Source organism: Amycolatopsis sp. NPDC021455 (assembly GCF_040640995.1).
Lineage (GTDB): Bacteria > Actinomycetota > Actinomycetes > Mycobacteriales > Pseudonocardiaceae > Amycolatopsis.
Genome location: NZ_JBFACT010000038.1, coordinates 58,958 through 83,253, shown reverse-complemented (window position 1 = coordinate 83,253; position 24,296 = coordinate 58,958). Strand labels below are relative to the sequence as shown.

Sequence of the window (24,296 nt, the reverse complement as noted above, 5' to 3'; positions counted from 1 at the left end):
GGTGCGTTGGACGCACCGAACGCCACATTGGGTGCGTTGGACGCAACCAACGCCACATTGGGGCGCTCGGGGCCGGGGCTTCATTGACGTCAGGAGGATTCGTGCGGGTTCGGCGGGTGGTCACGACCAGGGCGGGTGGCGCGTCGCGGCCGCCGTACGACACCTTCAACCTGGGTGATCACGTCGGCGACGACGAGGGCAACGTCTACGCCAACCGCATGCGGCTCGCGTCCGAGCTGGGCCTGGCCGAGGACAAGCTGGCCTGGATGGAACAGGTCCACGGCCGCACGGCGACCATCGTCGACGGTTCGGAAACCGCCGCGGCGGAGGCGACCGACGCCCTGGTGACCGCGACCCCGGGCGTCGCGCTCGTGGTGCTGGTCGCCGACTGCGTCCCCATCCTGCTGGCCGATGCCGAGGCCGGGGTGGTCTCGGCGGTGCACGCGGGCCGGGTCGGCACGCGGGTCGGGGTCGTCCCGGCCGCGATCAACGCCATGCGGGAGGTGGGTGCCGAGCCCCACCGGATCGAAGCCCTGCTGGGCCCGGCGATCTGCGGCGACTGCTACGAGGTCCCCGCCGAAATGGCCGCCGACGTCGACAAACACGTCCCCGGCAGTGCCTGCAAGACCCGCAAGGGGACACCCGGGCTCGACCTGCGCGCCGGACTCTGGCGGCAGCTCGCCGACCTGGGCGTCGGCAAGATCGGCGTCGACCCGCGGTGCACGAACGAGGACAAGACGCTCTTCAGCTACCGCCGTGACGGGACCACCGGGCGGATCGCGGGCATCACCTGGATCGAGGCATGACCGACCGGAAGGCCGAGCTGGCCGCCAACCTTCGCGAGGTCGAGGAGCGGATCGCCGCCGCGTGCCGGGCCGCCGGGCGCGCTCGCGAAGAGGTCAAGCTGATCGCGATCACCAAGACGTTCCCCGCGTCCGACGTCGCGCTGCTGGGGGAACTCGGCATCACCGATGTGGGGGAGAACCGCGACCAGGAGGCCGGCCCGAAAGCCGCCGAAGTCCCCGGGCTGCGGTGGCACATGGTCGGCCGGCTGCAGCGGAACAAGGCACGGTCCGTCGTCGGATGGGCACACGAGGTGCAGTCGCTGGACTCGCCGCGGCTCGCCGACGCGCTCGCGAAGGCCGTCCGTGCGGCTCGCGACGCCCAGATACGTGACGAACCCCTCGACGTGCTGATCCAGGCCAGCCTCGACGACGACCCCGAGCGCGGCGGCTGCCCGCTGTCCGAGCTGAACGCGCTGGCCGACCGCGTCGCGCAAACGGAAGAGCTGCGGCTTCGCGGCCTGATGGCCGTCGCGCCGCTCGGCGCCGACCCGGCCGCCGCCTTCGAACGGCTCGCCCGGGCGGGGGAACGACTCCGGAAAGATCACCCGAATGCCGCAGACGTCTCCGCCGGGATGAGCCATGATCTCGAGCAGGCGATCGCGCACGGCTCCACCTGTGTGCGTGTCGGAACCGCGCTGCTCGGTGGGCGCGGTTTAGCCTCGCCGTAGGGAGCTCGCGCGGTCGTCACGTTTCGTGGTCGCCCGCGCGGGGCACTGACGGCGTGGACAACAGTCAGTGCGGGAGCGGCTAGGGCTAGGGAGAGGCATGAGCGCGCTGCAGAAGCTGAAGGCCTACTTCGGGATGGTGCCCGCAGACGAGGACGGCTACGACGTCGAAGACGACTACCGGCGCGGCTACGCGGACGACGACTACGACTCCTACGAGGAGCCGGCACCACGGTCGTCCCGCTCACGGTACCGCGACGTCGACGACACGTACGACGAGCCCGTCAGCCGCAGCCGGTCACGCTCCGTGGTCGGTTCCGAGCCGGCGGTCCACGGCGCGCTCGCCATGGACCGGCAGCCGGAGCCGGTGGCGCGCCTGCGCCCGGTCGTCGAGCCGGTCGTGCGCCAGCCGGTCCGCGACCCGCTGAGCCGCATCACCACGCTGCACCCGACCAGTTACGCGGAGGCGCGGGCGATCGGGGAGCACTACCGCGAGGGCATCCCGGTGATCATGAACCTCACCGAGATGGAGAACGCGGACGCGAAGCGGCTCGTCGACTTCGCCGCCGGGCTGGCGTTCGCGCTCAGAGGGTCGATGGACAAGGTCACCAACAAGGTGTTCCTTCTCTCACCACCCGATGTGGACGTCACCGCGGAAGACCGTCGGCGGATTGCCGAGGGCGGATTGTTTTTGCGGGGCTGAAGTCGTCCGGACCGCTGAGCGCAAGCAGACGTGACTTTGCCGACCCGATGCGGACTCGGCCCCCTCAACTGCGTCTTCGGAGAGGACGCCCGGTTACAGTAGGTGTGTGGAAGCTGTGTGGCTGGTCGTCTGGTACGTGCTGTTCGCCTTCTGGCTGCTGCTGACGGCGCGGATCGTGGTCGAACTCGTCCGGACCTTCGCGCGTGAGTGGCATCCGGCCGGAGGGGTTGCGGTCACGCTCGAGACCATCTACACAGTGACGGACCCGCCGGTCCGGTTGTTCAGGAGGATCATTCCGATGGTCCGGATCGGCGGCGTCGGACTGGACTTGTCGATTATGGTGCTGCTGTTGGTTGTGTTCTTCGCGATGCAACTGGCGACTCCAAGTTGATCGGGGAGACTTGGGTGGACCCTGCAGGCCATGGAGTGCGTGAGGTGATCTGATGTCGTTGACCCCCGCTGACGTGCATAACGTCGCGTTCAGCAAGCCGCCCATCGGCAAGAGGGGCTACAACGAGGACGAGGTGGACGCGTTCCTCGACCTGGTGGAGACCGAGCTGGCCCGGTTGATCGAGGACAACAACGAGCTGCGCCAGCAGATGGAACAGCTCGACGCCGAGCTCGAGTCGACCCGTAGCGAGCTGGAGAACGCCAAGGCGAACGTCGGCGCGCTCCCGATGCGTGAAGAGCCGTCGCGGCGCCTGGCGCCGGTGCCGCCGCCGCAGTCCGCCATGGAGCAGACCCAGGCGCACTCGATGGTGCCCGACAGCACCGAGCCGAACGTGCAGGCCGCCAAGGTCCTGGGCCTGGCGCAGGAGATGGCCGACCGGCTCACCGCCGAGGCCAAGACCGAGTCGGACGGGATGCTGGCCGAGGCCCGCACCAAGTCCGAGCAGCTGCTTTCGGACGCCCGGGCGAAGTCGGACTCGATGGTCAACGAGGCCCGCACCCGCGTCGACACGATGCTGAACGACGCGCGGACCCGCGCCGAGACCCTGGAGCGCCAGGCGCGCGACAAGGCGACCACGCTGGAGCGCGAGTCGCAGCGGAAGTACACCGAGACGATGAACAGCCTGAACTCCGAGAAGAGCGGGCTGGGCAAGAAGATCGAAGAGCTGCGCACGATCGAGCGGGAGTACCGCACCCGCCTGCGCGGGTTCCTCGAGTCCCAGCTGCGCGAGCTCGACGACCGCGGTTCCGCGGCCCCCGCGTCGGCGTCGTCGAACTCCGGGCACTCGAACTCCGGGCAGTCGTCCGGCTCGTCGAGCGGTGGCCAGGGTTACTCGTTCGGCCCGCGCGCCGAAGCCGGCTGATTTTCCGCTCTGGGCCCACCTGCCGGTTCGCTCGGCGGGTGGGCCACGGTTCGGAGTCGATCCAGTACCACCCGTGGGCGGGTCGTGGTCCGCTCCCGGGTGGTTCGTGCTGTAATTCAGCGTGCTTTACATCGTGCTGGTCCTGGTACTGGCGGCTCTGGGGTTGCTCGTCACCGCGCTGATCACGGCTTCTTCGCTGTGGGCGTGGGTTTCCATCGGCCTCTCGGTGCTGGCCGGGCTGATCCTGGTCGCCGACTGGCTGCGCCGCCGGCGCCGTGCCGCGGCCTCCGCGGTTCCTCCCGCTCCCGCCGTCACCGCGCCGGAGGAGCCGGCTGAAGAAGAACAAACCACCCTGATCCCGGCATCCGGTGACCTGGGCGACCCGGCCGACACGCCCGAGCCCCCGGCCGGCGACGCTTCACCCGAGGACGAAACGACGGCCGATCCCGAGCCGGAGGTGGAGGAGACCCCGGAGGCGGACGTCGCCGTCCTGGCCGACCTCGAGGACGAGGTCGTGGTGGTCGACGAGCACCCCCGCTACCACCTCCGCACGTGCCCGTGGCTCGGCACCCGCGACACGATCCCGATCGGCGTCGGCGAAGCCCGCCAGCTCGGCTTCACCCCCTGCGCCCGCTGCACCCCCAACGCCACCCTGGTCGCCGCCCACCGCTGACCCGTGTCGACCTCCCAATCACGCGTGATGCCCCTCCAATCACGCGTGATGCCTCGCTGATCACGCGTGACGCCGGACGGAAGGGACGACACGCGTGTCTGGAGGGTCGACACGCGTGATTGAAGGGACGACACGGCGTCAGGCGGCTAGGTTTTCGACGCCCAGGTGGGTTTCCAGGGCCCGGGTGCCTTCCGGGGTCAGGCGGAGGGCGCGGTGGGCCTGGGCTCGCCGCTCGACCCAGCCCGCGTCGGTGAAGCGGGAGGCGACGGCCGCGCCCAAAGCGCCCGCCAGGTGGTGGCGCTGCTCGCTCCAGTCCAGGCAGAACTTCAGGAGTGGACGCCGTCTCGCCGCGACCGCGTCGAGGTCCACGCCCAGTGAGCCGAACACCGGCGCCGCCGCGGGACCCAGCGTGTACGGGTGTTCGCGCAGCGGAGCCGAAATCCGGTCGCCCGGACGCCGTCGCGTGTCGGACGCCCCGGCCAGCGCACCTCGCGCCAGCAACGCCGACGTCACTGCCACGCCGAGCCGGCCGGCCAGGTGGTCGTAGCACGTCCGGGCCGTGCGCAGCGCCTCCGCCCGCGTGCCCTCCCGCAGCGACGTCACGGGCTGGGACGGCGAGAAGCGCGCCAGCGTCTCCAGCAGCTCGGCGGTGTCCGGGCCGGCCAGCCGGTAGAACCGGTGCCGTCCCGACTTCTCCGCGACGACCAGGCCCGCCTCGCGCAGCTTCGCCAGGTGCGCGCTGACGCCCTGGGCGGACAGCCGGGCTTCGCCGGCCAGCACGGACGCGGCCAGCGCCCGGCCGTCGGCGAGCGCGAGCAGCACGCGGACCCGCGCCGGGTCCGCGAACAGCGCGGCCGTGCGAGCGATGTCGGCGTCACCTTTCAAGCCTTCCACGCCTCCCAGGATGCCTCCCGCACACTTCCACGGCGACGGAAGCGTTCCCGCGGTCCACTGGAGGCATGCTCCTGTTCACCATGTGCGCCGGGATGTTCCTGGTGCAGCTGGACGTCACGGTCGTCAACGTCGCCCTGCCCGCCATCGGCACCGACCTGCACGCCGGCCTCGCGGCGCAGCAGTGGGTGGTGGACGGCTACGCGATCGTCCTGGCCGCGCTCCTGCTCACCGGCGGTGCCCTCGGCGACGTCTTCGGCCACCGCCGGGTCGTCCTCGCCGGCTTCACGCTGTTCGGCGCGGCCTCGGCCGCGTGCGGGCTCGCCGGGTCGGCGCCCTGGCTCGTCGCCGCGCGCGCCGGGCAGGGCCTGGGGGCCGCGCTGCTGCTGCCCGGCACGCTCGCCGTGATCACCAACGCCTACCTGGGACACGCCGAGCGCGCGCGGGCGCTGGGCATCTGGGCCGGGGTGTCGGCGCTGGCCCTGTCGGCGGGCCCGGTGCTGGGCGGCGCGGTCGTCTCGGCGGCGGGGTGGCGGCCGGTGTTCTGGCTCAACGTCCCGGTGGTGCTCGCGGCCGCCCTCGCGACCCGGCGGCTCGTGCCGCGCGGCGAGCGCGGACCCGGGCGGCGGGTCGACGTCGCCGGGGTCGCCACGGCGGTGCCCGCTCTCGCCGCCGGCGTCTACGCGGTCATCGCCGGGAGCGTCGTGGCCGGGGTGGCCGCGGTCGTCGTCCTGGCGGCGTTCCTGGCCGTGGAGCGCCGGTCGGCGGATCCCATGCTGCCCCTCGACGTCGCCCGGGGGACGCTCGGCGCGAACTTCGTCTCGGTGGCGATGAACTTCGTCGGGATCGGCTCGATCCTGATGCTGACGCTGTACCTGCAGGGCGTGCGGCACGCGTCGCCGCTGACGGCCGGGCTCGAGGTGCTGCCGCTGTTCGGGCCGCTTTCGCTGCTGGCGCCGGTCGCGGGCCGGCTGACCGGCCGGTCCGGGCCGCGGCCGCTGATGGTGGCCGGGCTGGCGCTCGGCGCCCTCGGGATGCTGAACCTGGTGCTGCTCAAGGAAAACAGCGGCTACGCGGACCTCCTGCCGACGCTGCTCGGGCTGGGGACCGGGATGGGCCTGCTGACGACGGCGGTGGTGACGGCCGCGGTCAGCGGCATCCCGGCCGCCCGCGCCGGGGTTGCCAGCGGCGTCAACAACACCGCCCGCCAGGCTGGGGGCGCGCTCGGGGTCGCGGTGTTCGGCGCGCTCGTGGGCGAGCCGGCCCGGCCAGGGGAGTTCCTGGCCGGGCTGCACGTCGCGGGGGTGGTCGCGGCCGCGCTCTGGCTGGTGGCGATCGGGGTCACCGTGACGGCGGTGCGCACGCGCGAGCCGCGGGCCCTCACTCCGTGAGTTCCTCCAGCAGGGCCTCGACGTCCGCGCGCTGGGCGGCCGCCTCTTCGGGCAGCCGGGACAGGGCCGCGGTCAGCACCTCGCGGGCGTCCGCCGTCTTCCCGAGGTCCCGCAGGAGCCGTCCACAAAGGACTTCCGCGGCGACCGCCGGCGCGTCGGCTCCCATGTCCCGCAACGCTTCGGCGGCCGCCGAAGCCCGGGGCAGTGCCTCCGCCGGACGGTCCAGATTGGCCAGCAGCCGGGCGCCGTCGTACCCGGTCAGCGCGTGCTCCCAGGCGAACTCCGGTCCATCGCCGGTGACCGCGTCGGCCACCGCCAGCGCGTCCTCGGCCCGGCCGGGCTCATCGGCCCACAGCCACGAGAGCACCGCGCGCCGCCGGGTGCGCAGCTCGTCCGCCGGCAGCCCGGCCACGTGGTAGCGCTCCGCCGCGGCGGTGAAACCCGCCGCGGCTTCGGCGTCGCGGTCGAGCCGGTCGAGGACCTCCGCGCGCGACTCGAGCGCCTGGCCCGCCGCGGGTTCGTTGCCCACCGCCGCGAAGTGCTCGACGACCACGTCGTACAGCGCCACCGCCTGCTCTTCGCGGCCCAGGTCCCGGCACGCCTGCGCCAGCAGGTACCGGCCCCGCGCCAGCTCGTGCTCGGCCCCGACCCGTTCCAGCACGCCTTCCGCGTCCTCGACGGCTTCGGCCGCCTCGTCCGGCCGGTCGAGGTTCAGGTACGCCAGTGCCAGGTCGATCCGCGTCACCGCCGCGTCGACCGGCAGGTCGCTCGCGGCGAACGCGTTCACCGAGGCCCGGAAGGCGATGGCGGCGTCCTCGGCCCGGCCCAGGTCCGCGGCCAGCTGCCCGCGCAGCTGGTGCACGCGGGCCGCCAGCGCCCGGTCCGTCCCCGCGTCGATGCCGGACGCCTCGGCGAACGCGGCTTCGCGCTCCCCGAGACCGGCGCGGAACCGTGCGCTCAGCAGCCGGGCACCCGCGGCCCGTTCGGGCGCACCGGCCTCTGTGTACTTCATCGCCGCCCCGGCGGCGAGGGCGATCGCGCCCGGCAGGTCGCCGGAGTTGGCCTGGACGAGGGCCCGGCGCTCCAGCCAGGTCCCGGCCAGCTCGGGCGGGTGGCTCGCCGGGATCTCGGCGCGGTCGAGGACTTCCCGGGTGGCGTCGAGATCCTGCCGGGCGTAGTGGAAGGACGCCAGGCGCAGCAGGGCCCGGCCGTGGTCGGCGGTCTCGCCGAGGGCCGCGAGCCGCGCCGCCGACGCTTCCAGCTCTTCGGCCGCGTCCGCCCGGTCTTCGGCCAGCGCGGGAAAGCAGGAGTGCCTTGCCCCGCGCGATTTCCGCCCCGACGGCGTCGTCGGCTTCCTCGAACAGCTCCGCCGCGTGCGCGAAGCCGCGGCTGCCGGCTTCGAGGTCGGTGTGCGCCTCGGCGTCGGCGGCGGCGGACACCCGCCGCGCCCGCAGCGTCCCCGACGGTTCGGGGCACAGCTCGTCGAACCGGGCCCAGACCTCCGCCGCCGGGCGGCCCAGCCGTGCTTCGCGTTCGCCGAGATCGGCCAGCTCCTCCGGGGATTCCGGCAGGGAAACGGCGGGCGCGGGAACCGGGGCGGGGGCGGCAGTTCCCGACAGCGGCAGGTGCTCGACCAGCGGCTCGGCGGCAAGCGTCGCGCGGATCCGGTCGGTCTGCTCGGTCGTGCCGTTGCGCGCGTCGAACCGCGCGGCCACGGCCAGCGCGCGCTCGCTCAGCTCGTCGCGCAGCGCGGCGACCGTGGTCGCGTCCCCGGCACGGCGCACCGGCGCGTCGCCGTGCCCGGCCTCGGCGACCAGCCGCAGCGTCAGCGCGGCCGCGGCGGCGAACTCCTGCTCCGCGTACGGCGTCGGCGGCGTTTCCAGCCAGCCGAGGTGCCGCTCGACGAGGTCCAGCCCGCGGGCGTGGTTCCCGGTCAGCGCGCAGAACTCGAGGTGGCCGGCCAGCTCCTGCAGCTGCGCCGGGTTGTGGCGGATCGCCCGGTACGCCTGGCGGTGCGCACTCGCCGCGTCCTCGTACCGTCCGATGTGGACATAGGGCAGCAGCAGCTGGGTCAGGATGAGATGGGGCTGCTCGGTGCAGCTGAACGTGCCGCCCAGCACCGGTTCGGCCACCTCCACCGCCTCGGCGTACCGGCCGAGCCAGCTCAGGTGCGCGACCTTGTCGCTCGGCTCGCAGCCGACGCAGTCGGACATCTCGCCGCGCGGCGCCGCCGACCACAGCCGGTATTGCTCGGCCGCGGTTTCCCGGTCGCCGACGTGCCGGGCGAGCACCGCGCGGTACTGGTGCACCGGGTTCATCGTGTACCCGGCCGCGCGGTACCGGCGTTCCATGTCGTCGAGCACGGCGCGGGCCCGCTCGAGCGGCACCTCCGGGAACGAGGCCATCGAGCCGGCCATGTGCTTGAAGTACCAGTGCAGGCTGTGGTTCCAGCGCGGATCGGCCTCGCCGCGGTCGTGCACCGCCAGGCACCAGGCGAACGGCACGAACGCCTTCGCGGGCTCACCGCCCTGCTGGTAGGCGCTGGTGATGAAGATGCGGGCGGCATAGCGCAGCGCGGGCGAGCCGAGGGCGTCCGCTTCGCGGAGGACGGTCTCCAGCGCGGCGATCTGGGCGCGACCGCGCGGCAGCTTGTCCGTGGCCCACAACCGATCCCACACTTCCTGCTCTTCGGCGGCGGGGGCGGTCATCGGGACTCCTCCTCGGGGACGGCCTGCTCCAGCAGGCCGAGGAACGAACGGTTCAGCAGGGCGGCGTCCGCCGGCCGGACCGGATGCCTGCCGAATAGCAGGGCCTGGCCGTAGAGCGACTCGACGGCCAGCCCGCGCAGGGTGTCGTCCTCGAGCCGGCAGATCCGCCGCACCAGCGGGTTCCGGTGGTTGAGCACCAGCTGCGGCCGGTCGTCGGCGGGCTTTTCGAACGCCGAGAGCACCCCCGCCCACAGCTCGTCGACCTGGTCCTTGGTCGCCCGCAGCTCGCCCGCGAACGCGGCGGCCCGGTCCACGAGGTAGAGCACCGGCAGGCTCGCCGGTTCGAACTCGCGCAGCACGACCTCGCAGCCCAGCCGGTCGAGGTGCCGCTGCGCGGCCGCCACGAACGGCCGGGTGGCCAGCGCCGTCGCGCTGTCGAGCGCGGCGAACGCGGTGGTGAGGTCGCTCGGGTCGAGCCGGGTCACCGCCAGGTCCGGTTCGAGCGCCCGCATCCGCTCGGCCAGCTCGCTGTCGTAGGTGTACCCGCCGTTGATCACGGCGATGTCCTGCGCGGCCGCCACCCCGGCCAGCTGCTGGAACTCGTCGGTGGTGGCGCAGTAGCGCAGCAGCCCGTAGCGGCCGCGGAACTCGGCCATGGTCATCCGGCCGACGTTCGTCTCCACCGGCCACCACTGGTCCACCAGCCGCAGCATCTCGTCGTCGTGCAGGGCGAGGGCCTTGACGCCGAGGTGGTGGATCCCGAGGAAGCGGTTCAGCCGCTCGGGCGCGGTCCGCGCCAGCCCGACGAGCCAGCCGCGGAGCCGGTCGCCGAGGGCCTCGCGGACGGCCTCCAGATCGCCGTCGTCGTAGAGCGCTTCCCGGCTCGCCGTCGGCCGCAGCTCGCCGGCGTCGACGACGCAGCGGGCGAAGAACGCCCAGTCCGGCAGCAGGCCCGGCGCGTTCTCCGCGAGCAGCATCCGCTTGAGGTAGACGCGGTGACCACTGTGGTCGGCCGGGCTGGCCGGGAACGGCAGCACGAAGGCGACGCCGGTCAGCCCGGCGGACGGCACGTCGAGGTCGACGACGTCGAACGGCGTGAAGCCCAGGGTGTCCTGCGCGTAGCCGGCCAGGTCGGCCTGCCGCTGCCCGGGGGAGCGGTCGTCGCGGGCCCACGGCAGGCCGCCGCCGCTGATCGCGCGGCCGCCGACGGTGACCGCGTAGGGCAGCATCGAGCCGTACAGGGTGGCCAGGTCGCGGACCGTCTCGGGGACGAACCACTCCTCGGCGCCGGGCCGCGCGCGCAGCGTCACCGTGGTGCCCGGGGCGTCGCGCTCGCCGGGCTCGATCGCGTAGGTGCCGTCGGAGCGGCCGGTCCACACCACGGCCGGCCCGCCGCCCGCCGGGCGCGTCACGAGGCGGACCTCGTCGGCGACCAGGAACGCCGACAGCAGCCCGATGCCGAACTGGCCGAGGAACTCGTGCCGCTGGAACCCCAGCTCGTCGCGCTTGGAGCTGCGGCCGATCGTCGCGAGCAGCTCGTGCACCTGGGCCTCGGTGAGCCCGATGCCGGTGTCGGTCACGCGCAGGGCGCCGTCGCCCACCTCGAGGGCGATCTCCGCGGGCGCGCCCGGATCCTGCGCGCGCCGCGCGGTGACCGCGTCGACGGCGTTCTGCAGCAGCTCGCGCACGTACACGCGCGGGCTCGAGTAGAGGTGGCGGCTCAGCAGGTCGACGACCCCGCGAAGATCCACCTGGAAAGTACGGCTCACCGTGAATGTTCCCCCGTGGTTTTCCCGCCGCGGAAGACCTCTGCGGCGCCTCGTCATGCTAACGGGGGATCGTCGCGGCGGTCGCCTTCGTTTCCGGTGCGCCCCTCGTGACAACCCGGTTGCGCGGGCCGGTTAACCTGGTAGGCAACACGGCGTCGATCCGGCCATCACCGGGGAGCCTCCGGAAGAACCGAGCTTCACGCTCTCAGTAGAACCGGACGGGTGCGGCCCGTGACAGCCGTCGAATGAGCGGCCCGGGAGCAAGTGCCGGGCAAGCGGGGTGGTACCGCGGTACGCCGCCAAGGCGTCTCGTCCCCGTGGGGGTGACCGGTGGCCGGTCGCCCGTACGCGAGCGACGAACCGAGGAGCACCCGGATGTACCCCCAGGCCCAGCTCGACGACGGTGCCGGAGTCCCGTCTCAGCCGTCCTTCCCCGCGCTGGAGAAGCAGGTCCTCGCCTACTGGGAGAGCGACCGGACGTTCCAGGCGACGATCGACGCGCGGCCCGCGGGCGAGCACGGCGACAACGAGTACGTCTTCTACGACGGCCCGCCGTTCGCCAACGGCCTCCCGCACTACGGCCACCTGCTCACCGGGTACGTCAAGGACCTGGTGCCGCGCTACCAGACGATGAAGGGCCGCAAGGTCGAGCGCCGCTTCGGCTGGGACACCCACGGCCTGCCCGCCGAACTGGAAGCCATGCGCCAGCTCGGGATCACGGAGAAGGCCGAGATCGAAGAGATGGGCATCGCGAAGTTCAACGAGGCTTCGCGCGAGTCCGTGCTGCGCTACACGAACGAGTGGCGCGAGTACGTCACCCGCCAGGCCCGCTGGGTCGACTTCGACAACGACTACAAGACCCTCGACGTCACGTACATGGAGTCGGTGCTCTGGGCGTTCAAACGCCTGTGGGACAAGGGACTCGTCTACGAGGGCTACCGCGTCCTGCCGTACTGCTGGCGCGACGAGACGCCGCTGTCCAACCACGAGCTGCGGATGGACGACGACGTCTACCAGAACCGGCAGGACCCGGCCGTCACCGTCGGCTTCCGCCTGGAAGGCAACGACAACGAACTCGACGGCACCTACCTGCTGATCTGGACGACGACGCCGTGGACGCTGCCGTCCAACATGGCCACGGCCGTGCACCCGGACGTCCGGTACGTCGTCGTGGAGAGCGACGGCAAGCGGTTCCTGCTCGCCGAAGCGCGGGTTGCCGCGTACGCGCGCGAACTCGGCGAAGAGCCGACGGTCGTCGCGCACTACACGGGCGCGGAGCTGCTCGGAACCCGTTACGCGCCACCGTTCCCGTACTTCACGGGCGCCGACAACGCGCACCAGGTGCTGCCCGCCGACTACGTCACGACCGAAGACGGCACCGGCGTCGTGCACATCGCGCCCGCCTACGGTGAAGAGGACAAGGTCGTCACCGACGCCGCCGGGATCGCCCCGGTGACGCCGGTCGACGCGCGGGGCAAGTTCGACGCGACCGTGCCCGACTACGAGGGCCAGCAGGTCTTCGACGCCAACCCGAACATCATCCGGGACCTCAAGAACGGCACCGGAGCCGCGGCGCGGCAGGGTGCTTTGCTGCTGCGGCACGAAACCTACGACCACCCGTACCCGCACTGCTGGCGCTGCCGCAACCCGCTGATCTACCGCGCGGTGTCGTCGTGGTTCGTCGCGGTGACGCAGTTCAAGGACCGGATGGTCGAGCTGAACCAGCAGATCACCTGGTACCCGGACAACGTCAAGGACGGCCAGTTCGGCAAGTGGCTGGAGAACGCGCGCGACTGGTCGGTCTCGCGCAACCGCTACTGGGGCACGCCGATCCCGGTGTGGCAGTCGGACGACCCGGCGTACCCGCGCACCGACGTCTACGGCTCGCTCGACGAGCTGGAAGCGGACTTCGGCGTGCGGCTGGACAACCTGCACCGGCCCTACATCGACGAGCTGACCCGGCCGAACCCGGACGACCCGACCGGGAAGTCCACCATGCGCCGCGTCGAGGACGTCCTGGACGTCTGGTTCGACTCCGGTTCGATGCCCTACGCCCAGGTGCATTACCCGTTCGAGAACGCCGACTGGTTCGAGCACCACTACCCGAGCGACTTCATCGTCGAGTACATCGGGCAGACCCGCGGCTGGTTCTACCTGCTGCACGTGCTGGCCACGGCGCTGTTCGACCGGCCGGCGTTCCGCGCCTGCGTGTCGCACGGCATCGTGCTCGGCTCGGACGGCGCGAAGATGTCCAAGTCGCTGCGCAACTACCCGGACGTCAACGAGGTCTTCGAGCGCGACGGCTCCGACGCCATGCGCTGGTACCTGATGGCGAGCCCGATCCTGCGCGGCGGCAACCTGATCGTCACCGACAAGGGCATCCGCGACGCCGTCCGCCAGGCCGTGCTGCCGCTGTGGAACTCGTACTACTTCCTCGCGCTGTACGCGAACGCGGAAGGCGTCGAGGGCAAGTGGCGCACGGACTCGCCGAACGTGCTGGACCGGTACGTCCTGGCGAAGACGCACGAGCTGGTCACCGACGTCGAGTACGCGATGGACAGCTACGACGTCGCCGGCGCGTGCCAGACCGTGCGGGACTTCCTCGAGGTCCTGACGAACTGGTATGTGCGCCGCTCGCGGGACCGCTTCTGGGCCGGCGACCAGGACGCGATCGACACGCTGCACACCGTGCTGGAGGTGACGTCGCGAGTGGCGGCGCCGCTGCTGCCGCTGACCACGGAGGTCGTCTGGCGCGGCCTGACCGGCGGCCGTTCGGTGCACCTGACCGACTGGCCGAACGCGAACGACCTGCCCGCGGACGCGGCGCTGGTCACCGCGATGGACCGGGTGCGGCAGGTGGCGTCGTCGGCGCTGTCGCTGCGGAAGGCCAACAAGCTGCGCGTGCGGCTGCCGCTGTCGTCGCTGGTCGTGGCGGCCGAGGACGCCGCTTCGCTGGCACCCTTCGCCGACATCCTGCGCGACGAGGTGAACGTCAAGGCGGTCGAGCTGACCACCGACGTCGCCGCGCACGGCGGGTTCGAGGTCGCGGTCAACGCCCGCGCCGCCGGGCCGCGCCTGGGCAAGGACGTCCAGACGGTGATCAAGGCCGTCAAGGCCGGTGACTGGTCGTTCCAGGGCGGGACCGTCATCGCCGCCGGGATCGCGCTGCGGGAGGGCGAGTTCGAGCGCCGGCTGGTCGCCAAGGGCGGCGGCGCGGCGGCCGAGCTGCCCGGCGGGTCCGGGCTGGTCCTGATCGACACCGAGGTGACGCCCGAGCTGGCGGCCGAAGGCCTGGTCCGCGACCTGGTCCGGGTCGTGCAGCAGGCCCGCCGGGACGCCGGGCTCGACGTCGCCGACCGGATCACGCTCACCGTCGACGCGCCTGCCGACGTCGTGGACGCGGCTCGGACCCACGAGGAGTTCCTGGCCTCGGAGACCCTCTCCACGTCGGTGGCCTACGGCCCGGTCGCCGAGGGCTTCGCCGGCACGGTCGGCGACGGCACGAAGGTGACCGCCGGGGTCGCGAAGGCCTGATCGCCGGGGTGGCCAGTAGAGTGCAGTCTCGACTGGCCACCCCTGCTCGGGGGCGGCACCTTGGGGGAGGGGTTACGCGGCATGAGTCCGTCCAGAAGACGAGGCATCCTGATCGGCGGCGCGCTGCTGGTCGTCGTGGTCGTGGTGGCGGGGTTCTTCCTGCTGAACGGCGGCGGCTCGGCACCCGAAGCGGCCACCGCGCCGACGGAGGTGGAGAGCCCCGGCGCGCTCGACCCGAAGTCGGCGATCACCGAGTACCTGCAGGACCTGTCCGAGAACAACCCCGACGCGGCGGCCAGGCTGACCGACGACGCCGCGGCGTCCGCCGTGGCCCTGCGGAACACGCGGAACGCGCTGAACCCGTCGTCGGTGACCGCCAAGCTGACCGTCCTGCAGCCCGCCCCGGCCGGCGCGAAGCAGACGGGCGGGACGTTCACCCTGTCGTGGGCGTTGAAACCGGGCAAGACGTGGGCCTACGACGTGCCGTTCCAGCTCGCGCAGGCGAGCGGCAAGTGGCTGGTGCACTGGGCGCCGTCCCTGCTGCACCCGAGCCTGGAGGCGGGCCAGCGGCTGGTGATCAGCACCGCCGTGCAGGACACCACCGCGGTCACCGACCGTGACGGCAAACCCCTGCTCGTCTCCGGGCCGGGCGGTGTGCGCCCGGTGGAGGGCAACCCGGCGCCGCTGCTGCGCTCGGCGCTCACCGGGCAGGTCACGGCCGCGAAGGGCGGGGGCTTCGCCGTCGATCGGGTCGACGCCGCCGGCAAGAGCGTCGAGACGCTGTTCGGCAAGGCGTCGGACGGGGCGAAGCCGCTCGTGGCGAGCCTGAGCCTGGCCGCGCAGAACGCCGCCCAGGCCGCGGTGGACGGCTACCAGGGTTCGGCGATGCTCCTCGCCCTCGACACGGGGTCGGGCGACATCCTCGCCGTCGCGCAGAACGCCGCCGCCGGGGACGCGCCGAAGGCGCTCAACGGCCTGTACGAGCCGGGTTCGGCGTTCAAGATCGCGACCGCGGTCGCCGCCGTCCAGCAGAGCGGGCTCAACGCCGCCTCGCCGGTCGACTGCCCCGGCGTCGCGACGATCGGCACGCGGACGGTCAAGAACGAGGGCTTCGAGCTGGGTGCGACGACGCTGCAGACGGCGTTCGCGAAGTCCTGCAACACCACGTTCGGGCAGCTCGCGCTCGGCCTGCCCGCGGACGGATTGAAGAAGGCGGCCGACGAACTGGGCCTCAACGCCGACTACGAGATCCCGGGGCTCAACACCGAACTGGGCAAGGTCGAGCCCGCGGCGAGCAAGGACGAGCAGGTCGAGGACGGGTTCGGCCAGGGCCGGATCCAGGTCAGCGCTCTCGGCGGCGCGGTGATGGCCGCGACCGTCGCCTCCGGGAAGGCGATCACGCCGAAGCTGTGGCACGACGTCGAGACCACGGTGGTCAAGAGCTACTCGCCGCCGCCGTCGTCCGTGCTCGGCGAAGTGCGGAAGCTGATGCACGCGGTGGTGACCGGCGGGACCGCCCGCGGCGCCGCGGCGGCGGGCAACGTCTTCGGCAAGACCGGCACCGCCCAGTTCGGCGACGGCTCGGACGCCACGGGCTGGTTCGTCGGCTACCGCGACCACGTCGCGTTCGCCGTGGTCCTGGAGAAGTCCAACGACTCGGGCCCCGCGGTCGCCCTGGCCACGAAGTTCCTCAAGGCCCTCTGACCCACCCCCTCGGGACGGGAGCTTTCACGTGAAAGTGCCCCCACCCCCTCGCCGGCGGAGCTTTCACGTGAAAGCTCCGTGTCGGTTCGGGCGGGGGCGAAGCTTCGCCGCCGTAGCGTGGGGGTATGGAGACGATCGCGCTGGCCGAGGTGGCCGCGGTGCTGGCCGACCCGAGCCGGGCCACTATGTGCCTCGTCCTGCTGGACGGGCGGGCCTGGACGGTCGGTGAGCTCGCGAAGGCGGCCGGGATCGCGCTTTCCACGGCCAGCGAGCACGTCACGCGGCTGGCCGACGCGGGGTTCGTCGCCCGGGTCAAGCAGGGCCGGGCGAGCTACGTCCGGATCGCCGATCCGCGCGTCGCCGAACTGATCGAGCACCTCGCCCAGCACGCCGAGCAGCGACCGGCGACCGGGCTGAAGTCCTCGTTGCGGGTGCAGCGGCTCGGGTTCGCGCGGACGTGCTACGACCACCTCGCCGGCGCGCTCGGGGTCGCCCTCCGGGACGGCATGCTGGCCACCGGCCTGGTCGACGCGGGCGCCGGGCTCGCGCTGACCGGCCGCGGCCGCGAGGTGCTGGCCGGCCTCGGCGTGCCGGTCGCCGCCGGGCGGCGGGCGCTGTTACGGGACTGTCTGGATTGGACGGAGCGCCGGGACCACCTCGCCGGGGCCTTGCCCGCGGCGCTGCTCGACCGCGCGGTCGAAGCCGGCTGGGTCGCCCGGGACGCGCACCGCGCGGTCAAGGTCCTGCCGGCCGCCGCGAAGCCGTTCGCGGCGCTGGGTGTCGATCTCGGCGCGCTGGGTGGGCCTTAACACACCGGGTCCCCCGCGCGGGGCAGCGGTACACGAACGAGTTAACCCAGCCGCTTCACTATTCTGAGTGCCCCACGGCACTCGGGAGGAGGCGGCATGGACCAGCTCCCCGTGTTGCTCGGCGTCGGCGGCGTCGTGCTGCTGGCCTCCGTGCTCGCCGTGCGCGTGTCCATCCGGCTCGGCCTGCCCTCGCTGCTGCTCTACCTCGCGATCGGCGTGCTGCTGGGCGAAGCCGGCTTCGGGATCCGGTTCGACAACCCCGGCCTGACCCAGTCGCTCGGCCTCGCCGCCCTCGTCATGATCCTCGCCGAAGGCGGGCTGACCACCCGGTGGTCGGCGGTGAAACCCGCGCTGGGCGCCGGAATCGCACTGTCCACAGTGGCCGTCGTGGTGAGCATCGCGGTCACCGGCGCGGCCCTGCACTGGCTGCTCGGGCTCGACTGGCGCCTGGCTCTGCTGTGGGGCGCGGTGCTCGCCTCCACCGACGCCGCCGCGGTGTTTTCGGTGCTGCGCACCGCGGGCATCGGCAAACGGCTCACCGGGGCGCTCGAACTCGAGTCGGGCATCAACGACGCGCCGGCCTACATCGCCGTCGTGGTGCTGGCCGAAGGCACCACTGTGGACTGGACGCTGCCGCTGCTGGCGGTCTACGAGCTGGTGGCGGGCCTGGTCATCGGGCTCGGCTTCGGCCGGCTCGGCGGGATGGCGCTGCGCCGGGCCGCGCTGCCGGCGACCGGGCTCTACCCGCTCGCGACGATCGCGGTGTGCGTCGTGGCGTACTCGTCCGGGCAGCTGCTGCACGCGTCGGGACTGCTCGCGACCTACGTCGCCGCGCTCGTGCTCGGCAATTCGCGGCTGCCGCACCGGTCGGACACGCTGTCGTTCGCCGAGGGACTGGGCTGGCTGGCGCAGATCGGCCTGTTCGTCCTCCTCGGCCTGTTCGCCTCGCCGGGCCGGCTGCTCGACGCGATCGTGCCCGGCCTGGTCGCGGGCGCCGTCGTGCTGCTGCTGGCGCGGCCGATCTCGGTCGTGCTGGCGATGCTGCCGTTCCGGCTGCCGTGGCGGGAACAGGCGTTCCTGTCGTGGGCCGGCCTGCGCGGCGCGGTGCCGATCGTGCTCGCCATGATCCCGTTGTCGGAAGGCCTGCCGGGCGCGCAACGGCTGGTCGACGCGGTGTTCGTGCTGGTCATCGTGCTGACGCTGCTGCAGGGGGCGACGCTCGGGCCGCTCGCGCGCAAGCTCGGGCTGGCCAGGAAGTCCGAGGCGCACGAGATCGAGGTCGACTCCGCGCCGCTGGACGAGCTGGGGGCCGAGCTGCTGCAGGTCCGCATCCAGCCCGGTTCGAAGATGCACGGCGTGTACCTGTCCGAGCTGCGGCTGCCGGTCGGGGCGACGGTCAGCCTGGTCGTGCGCGACGGCGCGGGGTTCACGCCGCAGAAGACCAGCCGGCTGCAGGAGCACGACCAGCTGCTGGTCGTCACGACGAGTGACGTCCGCGACGCCGCCGAACGCCGGCTCCGCGCCGTCGACCGCGCCGGCCGCCTGGCCCGCTGGAAGGGCGAGTCCGGCCGCTGAGCACGCTCTGTGACCGCCGTCTCAGAATGTGAGGCGGGGGTTGGCGGCCCGGCGCGTTCTCGGTTACCTTCTGGCTCAGGTCATGAGTGCCAGCGCGAAGCCCCGGCTTGCTGGCCGGCAACCCTCCTACCGCGGTGGGGTGCCCCGGGTGAGGACCGGGCCGGTCGCGCCGTGCGACGGGCAAGCGCGGGCCCCTCGCCGGGGTCCCCCGGATCGCCGAGGAGGCACCGATGACTCTCGCCATCGACCGCACCCAGCTCGAAATCGCCGCCGTTCCCGCTGTCGCCGGGGCGTCGCTGCGGGTGCCGCTGGTGACCGGCGGCGACATCGGCTACGCCAACCTCGACCACGCGGCGAGCGCCCCCTGTCTCGACGTCGTGCGCGCCGCCGTCGACGAGTTCCTGCCGTGGTACGCCAGCGTCCACCGCGGCGCCGGCTTCGCGTCGCAGGTCTCGACCAAGCTCTACGAGCGCACCCGCGACGTCCTGCGCCGGTTCGTCGACGCGCGGCGGACCGACACCGTGGTGTTCACCCGCAACACCACCGATTCCTTCAACCTGCTCGCCCGCAGCCTGCCCCGGAACACCACGGTGGTCGTGTTCGACACCGAGCACCACGCCGCGCTGCTGCCGTGGCAGGGCCCGAACGTCCGGCGGATCCCGACCCCGCGCACCCGGCTGGCCGCGGTGTCCGCTGTGGACGAAGCGCTCGCGGACGCCCCGGAAGGGCCGCGGCTGGTCGTCGTCACCGGAGCGTCCAATGTGACCGGTGAGCTGCTCCCGGTGGCGGAGATCGCCGCCGTGGCGCGCAAGCGCGGCGCCCGCGTCGCGCTCGACGCCGCCCAGCTCGCCCCGCACCGCCGGATCTCGATCAGGGAGCTGGACGTCGACTACGTCGCGCTGTCCGGTCACAAGCTGTACGCGCCCTTCGGCGCGGGCGCGCTGATCGGCCGTGCCGACTGGCTGCGCGCGGCCCGCCCGTACCTCGCCGGCGGCGGGGCGACCAAGTTCGTCACCGGGGACGCCGTCGTCTGGAACTCCGGCCCGGAGCGGCACGAAGCCGGCTCGCCCAACACGGTCGGCGTGTACGCGCTCGGCGTGGCGTGCGAAACCCTGAGCCGGAGCTGGGACGCCGTCGTGGCGCACGAGCAGGCCCTGCTCGCCCGGCTGCGCAAGGGTCTCGAGGGCATCCCGGGCTGCGCCGAGCTTCGGTTGTTCGACGCGCCGGTCGACCGGGTCGGCACGGTCAGCTTCGTCGTCGACGGCTTCGACCCGGGCTGGCTCGCCGCGGTCCTGTCGGCCGAGTACGGCATCGGCGTCCGCGACGGCGCCTTCTGCGCCCACATCGCGGCCAAGCGCCTGATCGGCGTCACCGGTGGCGACGGGCAGCAGGCGGTGCGCGTCAGCCTCGGCCTCGGCAGCACCGAGGAGCACGTCGACCGGGTGATCCTGGCGCTGCGGCAGATCGTCGCGCGCGGCGCCCGCTGGGAGTACGCGAAGGTGGACGGCCGCTGGGCGCCGGTGGGCGACCCGCGGGAGCTGCCGCCGTTCTGCTGAGCGCTAGCCTGGGCCGATGGGGAGAGGGTCGCGGTTCTGGTTTCCACTGGCACTACTGGGGTTCGCCGAGATCGGACTGGCCGCGGTACAGCTGGTGGCACGCCGCAGCCGGGCCGAAAGCGAAGCCGCGAATCTCTTCGGGCCGTACTCGGCCCCGCCCGGCACGACCGGGTACAGCCAGGCGTTCCGGTTGCCGCTGGACGATTTCCACACGGTGGAGAGTGGCCTGCCGGCCGGGCCCGCGTGGCTGGTCGCGCTCGGCGTGGTGCTCGCCGGCACGGCCGTCTGGTACGCGCTCGCCCTGCGGCCCGTCCGCACCGGGTGGTTCGTCCTCGGCACGATCGGCGCGCTGCTCGCCGTCCCGCTGCTCGACCTGGTCGGGTCCTGGCAGTTCCGGCTCGGCGAGGGGCTGCGCGGCCCGCTGCTGGCCACGATCGGCCTGCTGCTCCTGGCCGCCTACGAGCGCAGCCGGTTCGTCCTGCTCACCGCGGTCGCGTTCGCCCTGGTCGCCGTGGTGCTCTCGGCGGACATGGCGGGTGTGCTGATCTCGGCGCTGATCCTGTTCGCCGCCGCCTTCGTCGCCTTGCTGCGGGGGAACCCGCGCTCGATACCCTGAGGCGATGGGGAGTTCACGGCGGTCCTGGTTCCCGATGGCCGCGCTGGGGTTCGCGCTGCTGGTGATGGTGGCCGTCGAAGTGGTCCCGGACGAGATCGAAGCTGCCCAGGGGTACCAGCTGACCCAAGGCCTTTACGGCCTCGGGACCGGCGGAGTCGGCGGCACCGGGTACCCGGCCGCCGTCGCGGTCTCGGTCGACGCCGTGCCCTCGGCTCGGCTCGGCTGGCTCGCCGGTCTCGTCTGCGTGGTGCTCGCCGTCGCCGCCTGGTACCGGCGGGAGCTGCGGCCGTCGCGTCCCGGCCGGTATCTCCTCGGCACGCTCGGGGCGCTGGCCGCCGTCCCCCTGCTCGACCTGGCCGGCGCTCTCCAACTCGGGCTGGGTGGCGACGTGCGCGGCGCGCTGCTGGCGACGCTGGGCCTGCTGGTGCTGGCCGGCTACGAGCGCAGCTGGTTCCTGGCGGCCGTCGCCGGTGTGTTCGCGCTGGTCGCGACGCTGTTCCTGCCTCCGGTGGCCGGGGCGCTCGTGGCGGCGGGCGTGCTGTTCGCGGCCGCGTTCGCCGTGCTCCTGCGCCCGCGTCCGGACGGGCCCGCCACCGCCTGACCAGCGCCGTGGACAATGGACCGGTGAGCACCGAGCCCAGCCACTCCGAACCCGACACCGCCGCGCCCGCCGAGCCCGTCGAGGCGGTGCCCGATCCGGCCGCCGACGCGCCCGAGAACCCGGAGGTGCCGGCGAAGCCGCTGCTGCCGAAGCGGCGGGTCGGCTGGGTGTTCGCCGTCGCCGTCGTGTTCTGGGCGATCGACCTGGTGACGAAGAACCTGGTCGTGGCCAACCTGGAGGGCAAGGAGCCGGTCAAGATCCTCGGCGGGCTGATCTACCTGCAGGTGATCCGCAACCCGGGTGCCGCGTTCTCGATGGCCACCGGCATGACGTGGGTGCTCGCGCTGGTCGCGCTGGCCGTGGTCATCGCGATCGTCTGGCTGTCGCGGCGGCTGCGCTCGATCGGCTGGGCCATCGGCCTCGGCCTCGTGCTCGCCGGCGCCACCGGCAACCTGACCGACCGCATCTTCCGCGCGCCCGGCGGGCTGCAGGGCCACGTCGTCGACTTCATCTCGGCGTTCGCCCCCAACGGCAAGGGCTTCGCGATCTTCAACATCGCCGACTCCGCGATCTGCGTCGGCGGTGCCCTGATCGTGCTGCTGTCGCTGCTGGGCAAGGACTACGACGGCACGTCGACCAAGGACAAGAAGAAAGCCGCCCAGGCGACGCAGCAGACCCAGGAGGAGCAGGCGTGAGCTCGCGGATGCTCCCGGTGCCCGACGGGCTCGACGGGATGCGGGTCGACGCCGGCCTCGCCAAGCTGCTCGGCCTTTCGCGCACCGTCGTCGCGGAGCTGGCCGAGTCCGGGGACGTGCTGCTCGACGGCCGTCCCGCGGGCAAGTCCGACCGCCTCTCCGGCGGCGGCCTGCTGGAGATCACCCTGCCGGAGCCGGCGAACCCGGTCGAGGTCGTCGCGCAGCCGGTCGAGGGCATGCAGATCCTGCACGACGACGACGACATCGTCGTGATCTCCAAGCCGGTCGGGGTCGCGGTGCACCCGAGCCCGGGCTGGACCGGCCCGACCGTCGTCGGCGGTCTCGCCGCGGCCGGCCTGCGCATCTCGACGTCGGGCGCGGCCGAGCGCCAGGGTGTCGTGCACCGGCTCGACGCGGGCACCACCGGCGTGATGGTGGTGGCCAAGAGCGAGCACGCCTACACGGTGCTGAAGCGCGCGTTCAAGGAGCGCACGGTCGACAAGGGCTACCACGCGATCGTCCAGGGCCACCCGGACCCGACGCGCGGCACGATCGACGCGCCCATCGACCGCCACCCGCGCCACGACTACAAGTTCGCGGTCGTCCAGGGCGGCCGCCCGAGCGTGACGCACTACGAGGTCGTCGAGGCGTTCCGCGCCGCGTCGCTCGCGCACATCAAGCTGGAAACCGGGCGGACGCACCAGATCCGCGTCCACTTCTCCGCGCTGCGGCACCCCTGCGTCGGTGACTTGACGTACGGCGCGGACCCGGTCCTGGCCCGGCACCTCGGCCTGAGCCGCCAGTGGCTGCACGCGAAGACCCTCGCGTTCGCCCACCCCGCGGACGGCCGCTGGGTCGAGTTCGAGTCCGAGTACCCGGACGACTTGGCGAAAGCCCTCGAGATCCTGCGCGACGAGAGCTACTAATGTCGCGCGTCCGAGGGGCGTTGACAGCGGTCCGGAATGCGCCCCAATGTGGCGTTGGTTGCGTCTGACGCACCGAACGCCACATTGGGTGCGTTGGACGCACCGAACGCCACATTGGGGCGCTCGTCCGAGCGTCAAACAACTTGCGACGCGTGACGCTAGTCCTCGATCGACCAGGTCAGCGTGCGCTCGTCCGGCTCCGGCCGCGGGCTCCAGCGGACCGAGACCACGCGGGTGGCGTCCGGGAGGACGTACACCGTGTGGCCGCCGAGCGTCTCGCCCGGCTTGACGCCGATCTTGTGCGGCGGCCGCGACGTCAGCGACACCGGGGCCTTGGCGATCGCCTTGCCGTCGGCGGTGAGCAGCTCGAGGTAGTTGTCCGGCAGCGACACGAACGGGATCGTCCCGCGGTTGGTGATCTCGGTGTGCACGACCACCGCGCGTTCGCCCTCTTCGAGCCGGTACCCGGCGGCGCTGAAGAGGAAGTCCGCCGGGTCCTGGACCTCCAGCAGCTGCACCGACAGCTGCTCGCCCTCGAGGCCCTGGGTCTCCATGACCTCGCCGATCCGGCCGCGCTTGCCGGCGGCGGCGGGCTTGGCGGGTTCGTCGCCGCGGGCCCACGACGCCGTCTGCGGCAGGCCCCAGGTGCTCACGGCCGGGTCGAGCGGCACCGGCGGCGGGGTGAACCGCGGGGGCTGCGGCGGCCGGGGCGGCGGGCCGGGGAACCGCCCCGACGGCGTGCCCTGGACGGTGTACGGCCCGGACGGCGCGCCTTGGACGGTGTACGGCCCCGATGGTGCGCCTTGGACGTTGTTGGGTCCGGACGGCGCGCCTTGGACGTTGTACGGCCCCGAAGGCGCGCCCTGCACGGTGTAGGGACCCGATGGTGCGCCTTGGACGTTGTAGGGACCCGACGGCACGCCCTGGACCGGCGGCACCGGCTGCTGCGGCGGGGGCGCCGGGACCTGCTGCGGGGGCCGGTTCGCCCACGACGGCGGGGCACCGGCGATCGCCGCCCGCAGCCCCTGGGGGTCGCTTTCGACGCCGACGAGCAGGGGGAGCCCGCTGCCGGAGAGGGCGACCAGCCGGTAGGCGACCTCGCGGGGATCCATGCCGACCTTCGCCGCCAGCTCGTGCACCGCCGCCTTGCCGAGGTCGGCGAGCGCGGCGAGCAGGCGGGTATCCACGGGATCGGTCACGGCCACTCGGTGAACGCTACCGCCTCGCCGGCCCGCCCGTGCCGAAGGCCGTCCGCCCCCGGCGAACGGCCCGCCGGTTCTGTCGGTGATCTCCGTTAGGGTCGGCCTGGAGCACAACAGCCG

General features: G+C 72.8%; 21 protein-coding genes and 1 riboswitch. Of the genes, 17 read left to right on the top strand and 4 right to left on the bottom strand.

The features are described from left to right. Positions 1-101: 101 nt before the first annotated feature. The 6 genes from pgeF to AB0G28_RS32085 all read left to right on the top strand — a co-directional run bounded on the left by pgeF (position 102) and on the right by AB0G28_RS32085 (position 4,199). Positions 102-806: a peptidoglycan editing factor PgeF gene (gene pgeF / locus AB0G28_RS32110; protein ID WP_361097540.1), complete on the top strand. Its 705-nt coding sequence runs from the start codon at positions 102-104 to the stop codon at positions 804-806. Then, positions 803-1,513 (top strand): YggS family pyridoxal phosphate-dependent enzyme, encoded by a 711-nt coding sequence (locus AB0G28_RS32105; protein ID WP_361097537.1) that lies wholly within the window; start codon positions 803-805, stop codon positions 1,511-1,513. Before pgeF ends, AB0G28_RS32105 begins: the two co-directional genes overlap by 4 nt. A 97-nt stretch (positions 1,514-1,610) precedes the next feature. Continuing rightward, entirely contained in the window at positions 1,611-2,213 is a 603-nt protein-coding gene (gene sepF, locus AB0G28_RS32100; RefSeq protein ID WP_361097534.1) for a cell division protein SepF, read from the top strand. A gap of 115 nt (positions 2,214-2,328) precedes the next feature. Further along, positions 2,329-2,604, top strand: a complete 276-nt coding sequence (locus tag AB0G28_RS32095) for a YggT family protein (RefSeq protein ID WP_013224824.1) — start codon at positions 2,329-2,331, stop codon at positions 2,602-2,604. Positions 2,605-2,656: 52 nt separating this feature from the next. Continuing rightward, on the top strand, positions 2,657-3,526 hold the full coding sequence (locus tag AB0G28_RS32090; protein ID WP_361097531.1) for a DivIVA domain-containing protein: 870 nt from the start codon (positions 2,657-2,659) through the stop codon (positions 3,524-3,526). A gap of 121 nt (positions 3,527-3,647) precedes the next feature. Beyond that, positions 3,648-4,199 (top strand): hypothetical protein, encoded by a 552-nt coding sequence (locus AB0G28_RS32085; RefSeq protein ID WP_361097528.1) that lies wholly within the window; start codon positions 3,648-3,650, stop codon positions 4,197-4,199. 138 nt (positions 4,200-4,337) lie between these two features. On the opposite strand, the gene AB0G28_RS32080 is transcribed toward AB0G28_RS32085, so the two are convergent. Continuing rightward, on the bottom strand, positions 4,338-5,084 hold the full coding sequence (locus AB0G28_RS32080; RefSeq protein ID WP_361097546.1) for a metalloregulator ArsR/SmtB family transcription factor: 747 nt from the start codon (positions 5,082-5,084) through the stop codon (positions 4,338-4,340). A gap of 74 nt (positions 5,085-5,158) precedes the next feature. Between AB0G28_RS32080 and AB0G28_RS32075 the strand changes: the two genes are divergently transcribed. Further along, positions 5,159-6,481, top strand: a complete 1,323-nt coding sequence (locus tag AB0G28_RS32075) for an MFS transporter (RefSeq protein WP_361097525.1) — start codon at positions 5,159-5,161, stop codon at positions 6,479-6,481. Here the strand turns inward: AB0G28_RS32075 and AB0G28_RS32070 are convergent. Next, complete coding sequence (locus tag AB0G28_RS32070) at positions 6,471-8,132, bottom strand: hypothetical protein (RefSeq protein ID WP_361097522.1); 1,662 nt, start codon at positions 8,130-8,132, stop codon at positions 6,471-6,473. The two genes, AB0G28_RS32075 and AB0G28_RS32070, sit on opposite strands and share 11 nt — an antisense overlap. On the opposite strand from AB0G28_RS32070, the gene AB0G28_RS32065 reads away from it, so the two are divergent. Further along, positions 8,107-9,303: a hypothetical protein gene (locus tag AB0G28_RS32065; RefSeq protein WP_361097519.1), complete on the top strand. Its 1,197-nt coding sequence runs from the start codon at positions 8,107-8,109 to the stop codon at positions 9,301-9,303. The two genes, AB0G28_RS32070 and AB0G28_RS32065, sit on opposite strands and share 26 nt — an antisense overlap. Here AB0G28_RS32065 and AB0G28_RS32060 read toward each other — a convergent pair. Continuing rightward, a complete protein-coding gene (locus AB0G28_RS32060; protein ID WP_361097516.1) occupies positions 9,186-10,958 on the bottom strand; it encodes an HSP90 family protein in 1,773 nt (590 codons plus the stop codon). The genes AB0G28_RS32065 and AB0G28_RS32060 overlap by 118 nt on opposite strands. Before the next feature lie 375 nt (positions 10,959-11,333). On the opposite strand from AB0G28_RS32060, the gene ileS reads away from it, so the two are divergent. From ileS to AB0G28_RS32015, 9 genes are all read left to right on the top strand, one after another. Next, positions 11,334-14,492 (top strand): isoleucine--tRNA ligase, encoded by a 3,159-nt coding sequence (gene ileS, locus AB0G28_RS32055; protein WP_361097513.1) that lies wholly within the window; start codon positions 11,334-11,336, stop codon positions 14,490-14,492. 81 nt (positions 14,493-14,573) lie between these two features. After that, on the top strand, positions 14,574-16,196 hold the full coding sequence (locus AB0G28_RS32050; RefSeq protein ID WP_361097510.1) for a penicillin-binding transpeptidase domain-containing protein: 1,623 nt from the start codon (positions 14,574-14,576) through the stop codon (positions 16,194-16,196). 125 nt (positions 16,197-16,321) lie between these two features. Further along, positions 16,322-17,005 carry a metalloregulator ArsR/SmtB family transcription factor gene (locus AB0G28_RS32045; protein ID WP_361097507.1) on the top strand — a complete coding sequence of 228 codons (684 nt, stop codon included), beginning with the start codon at positions 16,322-16,324 and terminating at the stop codon, positions 17,003-17,005. Between the two features lie 96 nt (positions 17,006-17,101). Next, positions 17,102-18,580, top strand: a complete 1,479-nt coding sequence (locus AB0G28_RS32040) for a potassium/proton antiporter (RefSeq protein WP_361097504.1) — start codon at positions 17,102-17,104, stop codon at positions 18,578-18,580. 78 nt (positions 18,581-18,658) lie between these two features. Beyond that, positions 18,659-18,773: riboswitch (SAM riboswitch) on the top strand. Between the two features lie 37 nt (positions 18,774-18,810). After that, positions 18,811-20,136, top strand: a complete 1,326-nt coding sequence (locus AB0G28_RS32035; protein ID WP_361097501.1) for an aminotransferase class V-fold PLP-dependent enzyme — start codon at positions 18,811-18,813, stop codon at positions 20,134-20,136. Between the two features lie 16 nt (positions 20,137-20,152). Further along, positions 20,153-20,752: a hypothetical protein gene (locus AB0G28_RS32030; RefSeq protein WP_361097498.1), complete on the top strand. Its 600-nt coding sequence runs from the start codon at positions 20,153-20,155 to the stop codon at positions 20,750-20,752. A 4-nt stretch (positions 20,753-20,756) separates the two neighbouring features. Beyond that, entirely contained in the window at positions 20,757-21,353 is a 597-nt protein-coding gene (locus AB0G28_RS32025; protein WP_361097495.1) for a hypothetical protein, read from the top strand. Positions 21,354-21,478: 125 nt separating this feature from the next. After that, positions 21,479-22,048, top strand: coding sequence for a signal peptidase II (lspA, locus tag AB0G28_RS32020; RefSeq protein WP_361097543.1), 570 nt, complete (start codon positions 21,479-21,481; stop codon positions 22,046-22,048). Further along, positions 22,045-22,974 carry an RluA family pseudouridine synthase gene (locus tag AB0G28_RS32015; RefSeq protein WP_361097492.1) on the top strand — a complete coding sequence of 310 codons (930 nt, stop codon included), beginning with the start codon at positions 22,045-22,047 and terminating at the stop codon, positions 22,972-22,974. The genes lspA and AB0G28_RS32015 overlap by 4 nt, the downstream gene beginning before the upstream one ends. Before the next feature lie 158 nt (positions 22,975-23,132). Here AB0G28_RS32015 and AB0G28_RS32010 read toward each other — a convergent pair whose 3' ends face one another. Beyond that, positions 23,133-24,179, bottom strand: a complete 1,047-nt coding sequence (locus tag AB0G28_RS32010; RefSeq protein WP_361097489.1) for an AsnC family protein — start codon at positions 24,177-24,179, stop codon at positions 23,133-23,135. Positions 24,180-24,296 lie beyond the last annotated feature (117 nt).

Bases quoted from the DNA above. Each gene is read 5' to 3' on its own strand.
- AB0G28_RS32105 (WP_361097537.1), top strand. From the start codon at position 803: ATGACCGACCGGAAGGCCGAGCTGGCCGCCAACCTTCGCGAGGTCGAG.
- sepF (WP_361097534.1), top strand. From the start codon at position 1,611: ATGAGCGCGCTGCAGAAGCTGAAGGCCTACTTCGGGATGGTGCCCGCA.
- AB0G28_RS32090 (WP_361097531.1), top strand. From the start codon at position 2,657: ATGTCGTTGACCCCCGCTGACGTGCATAACGTCGCGTTCAGCAAGCCG.
- AB0G28_RS32075 (WP_361097525.1), top strand. From the start codon at position 5,159: ATGCTCCTGTTCACCATGTGCGCCGGGATGTTCCTGGTGCAGCTGGAC.
- ileS (WP_361097513.1), top strand. From the start codon at position 11,334: ATGTACCCCCAGGCCCAGCTCGACGACGGTGCCGGAGTCCCGTCTCAG.
- AB0G28_RS32050 (WP_361097510.1), top strand. From the start codon at position 14,574: ATGAGTCCGTCCAGAAGACGAGGCATCCTGATCGGCGGCGCGCTGCTG.
- AB0G28_RS32045 (WP_361097507.1), top strand. From the start codon at position 16,322: ATGGAGACGATCGCGCTGGCCGAGGTGGCCGCGGTGCTGGCCGACCCG.
- AB0G28_RS32040 (WP_361097504.1), top strand. From the start codon at position 17,102: ATGGACCAGCTCCCCGTGTTGCTCGGCGTCGGCGGCGTCGTGCTGCTG.
- AB0G28_RS32035 (WP_361097501.1), top strand. From the start codon at position 18,811: ATGACTCTCGCCATCGACCGCACCCAGCTCGAAATCGCCGCCGTTCCC.
- AB0G28_RS32030 (WP_361097498.1), top strand. From the start codon at position 20,153: ATGGGGAGAGGGTCGCGGTTCTGGTTTCCACTGGCACTACTGGGGTTC.
- AB0G28_RS32025 (WP_361097495.1), top strand. From the start codon at position 20,757: ATGGGGAGTTCACGGCGGTCCTGGTTCCCGATGGCCGCGCTGGGGTTC.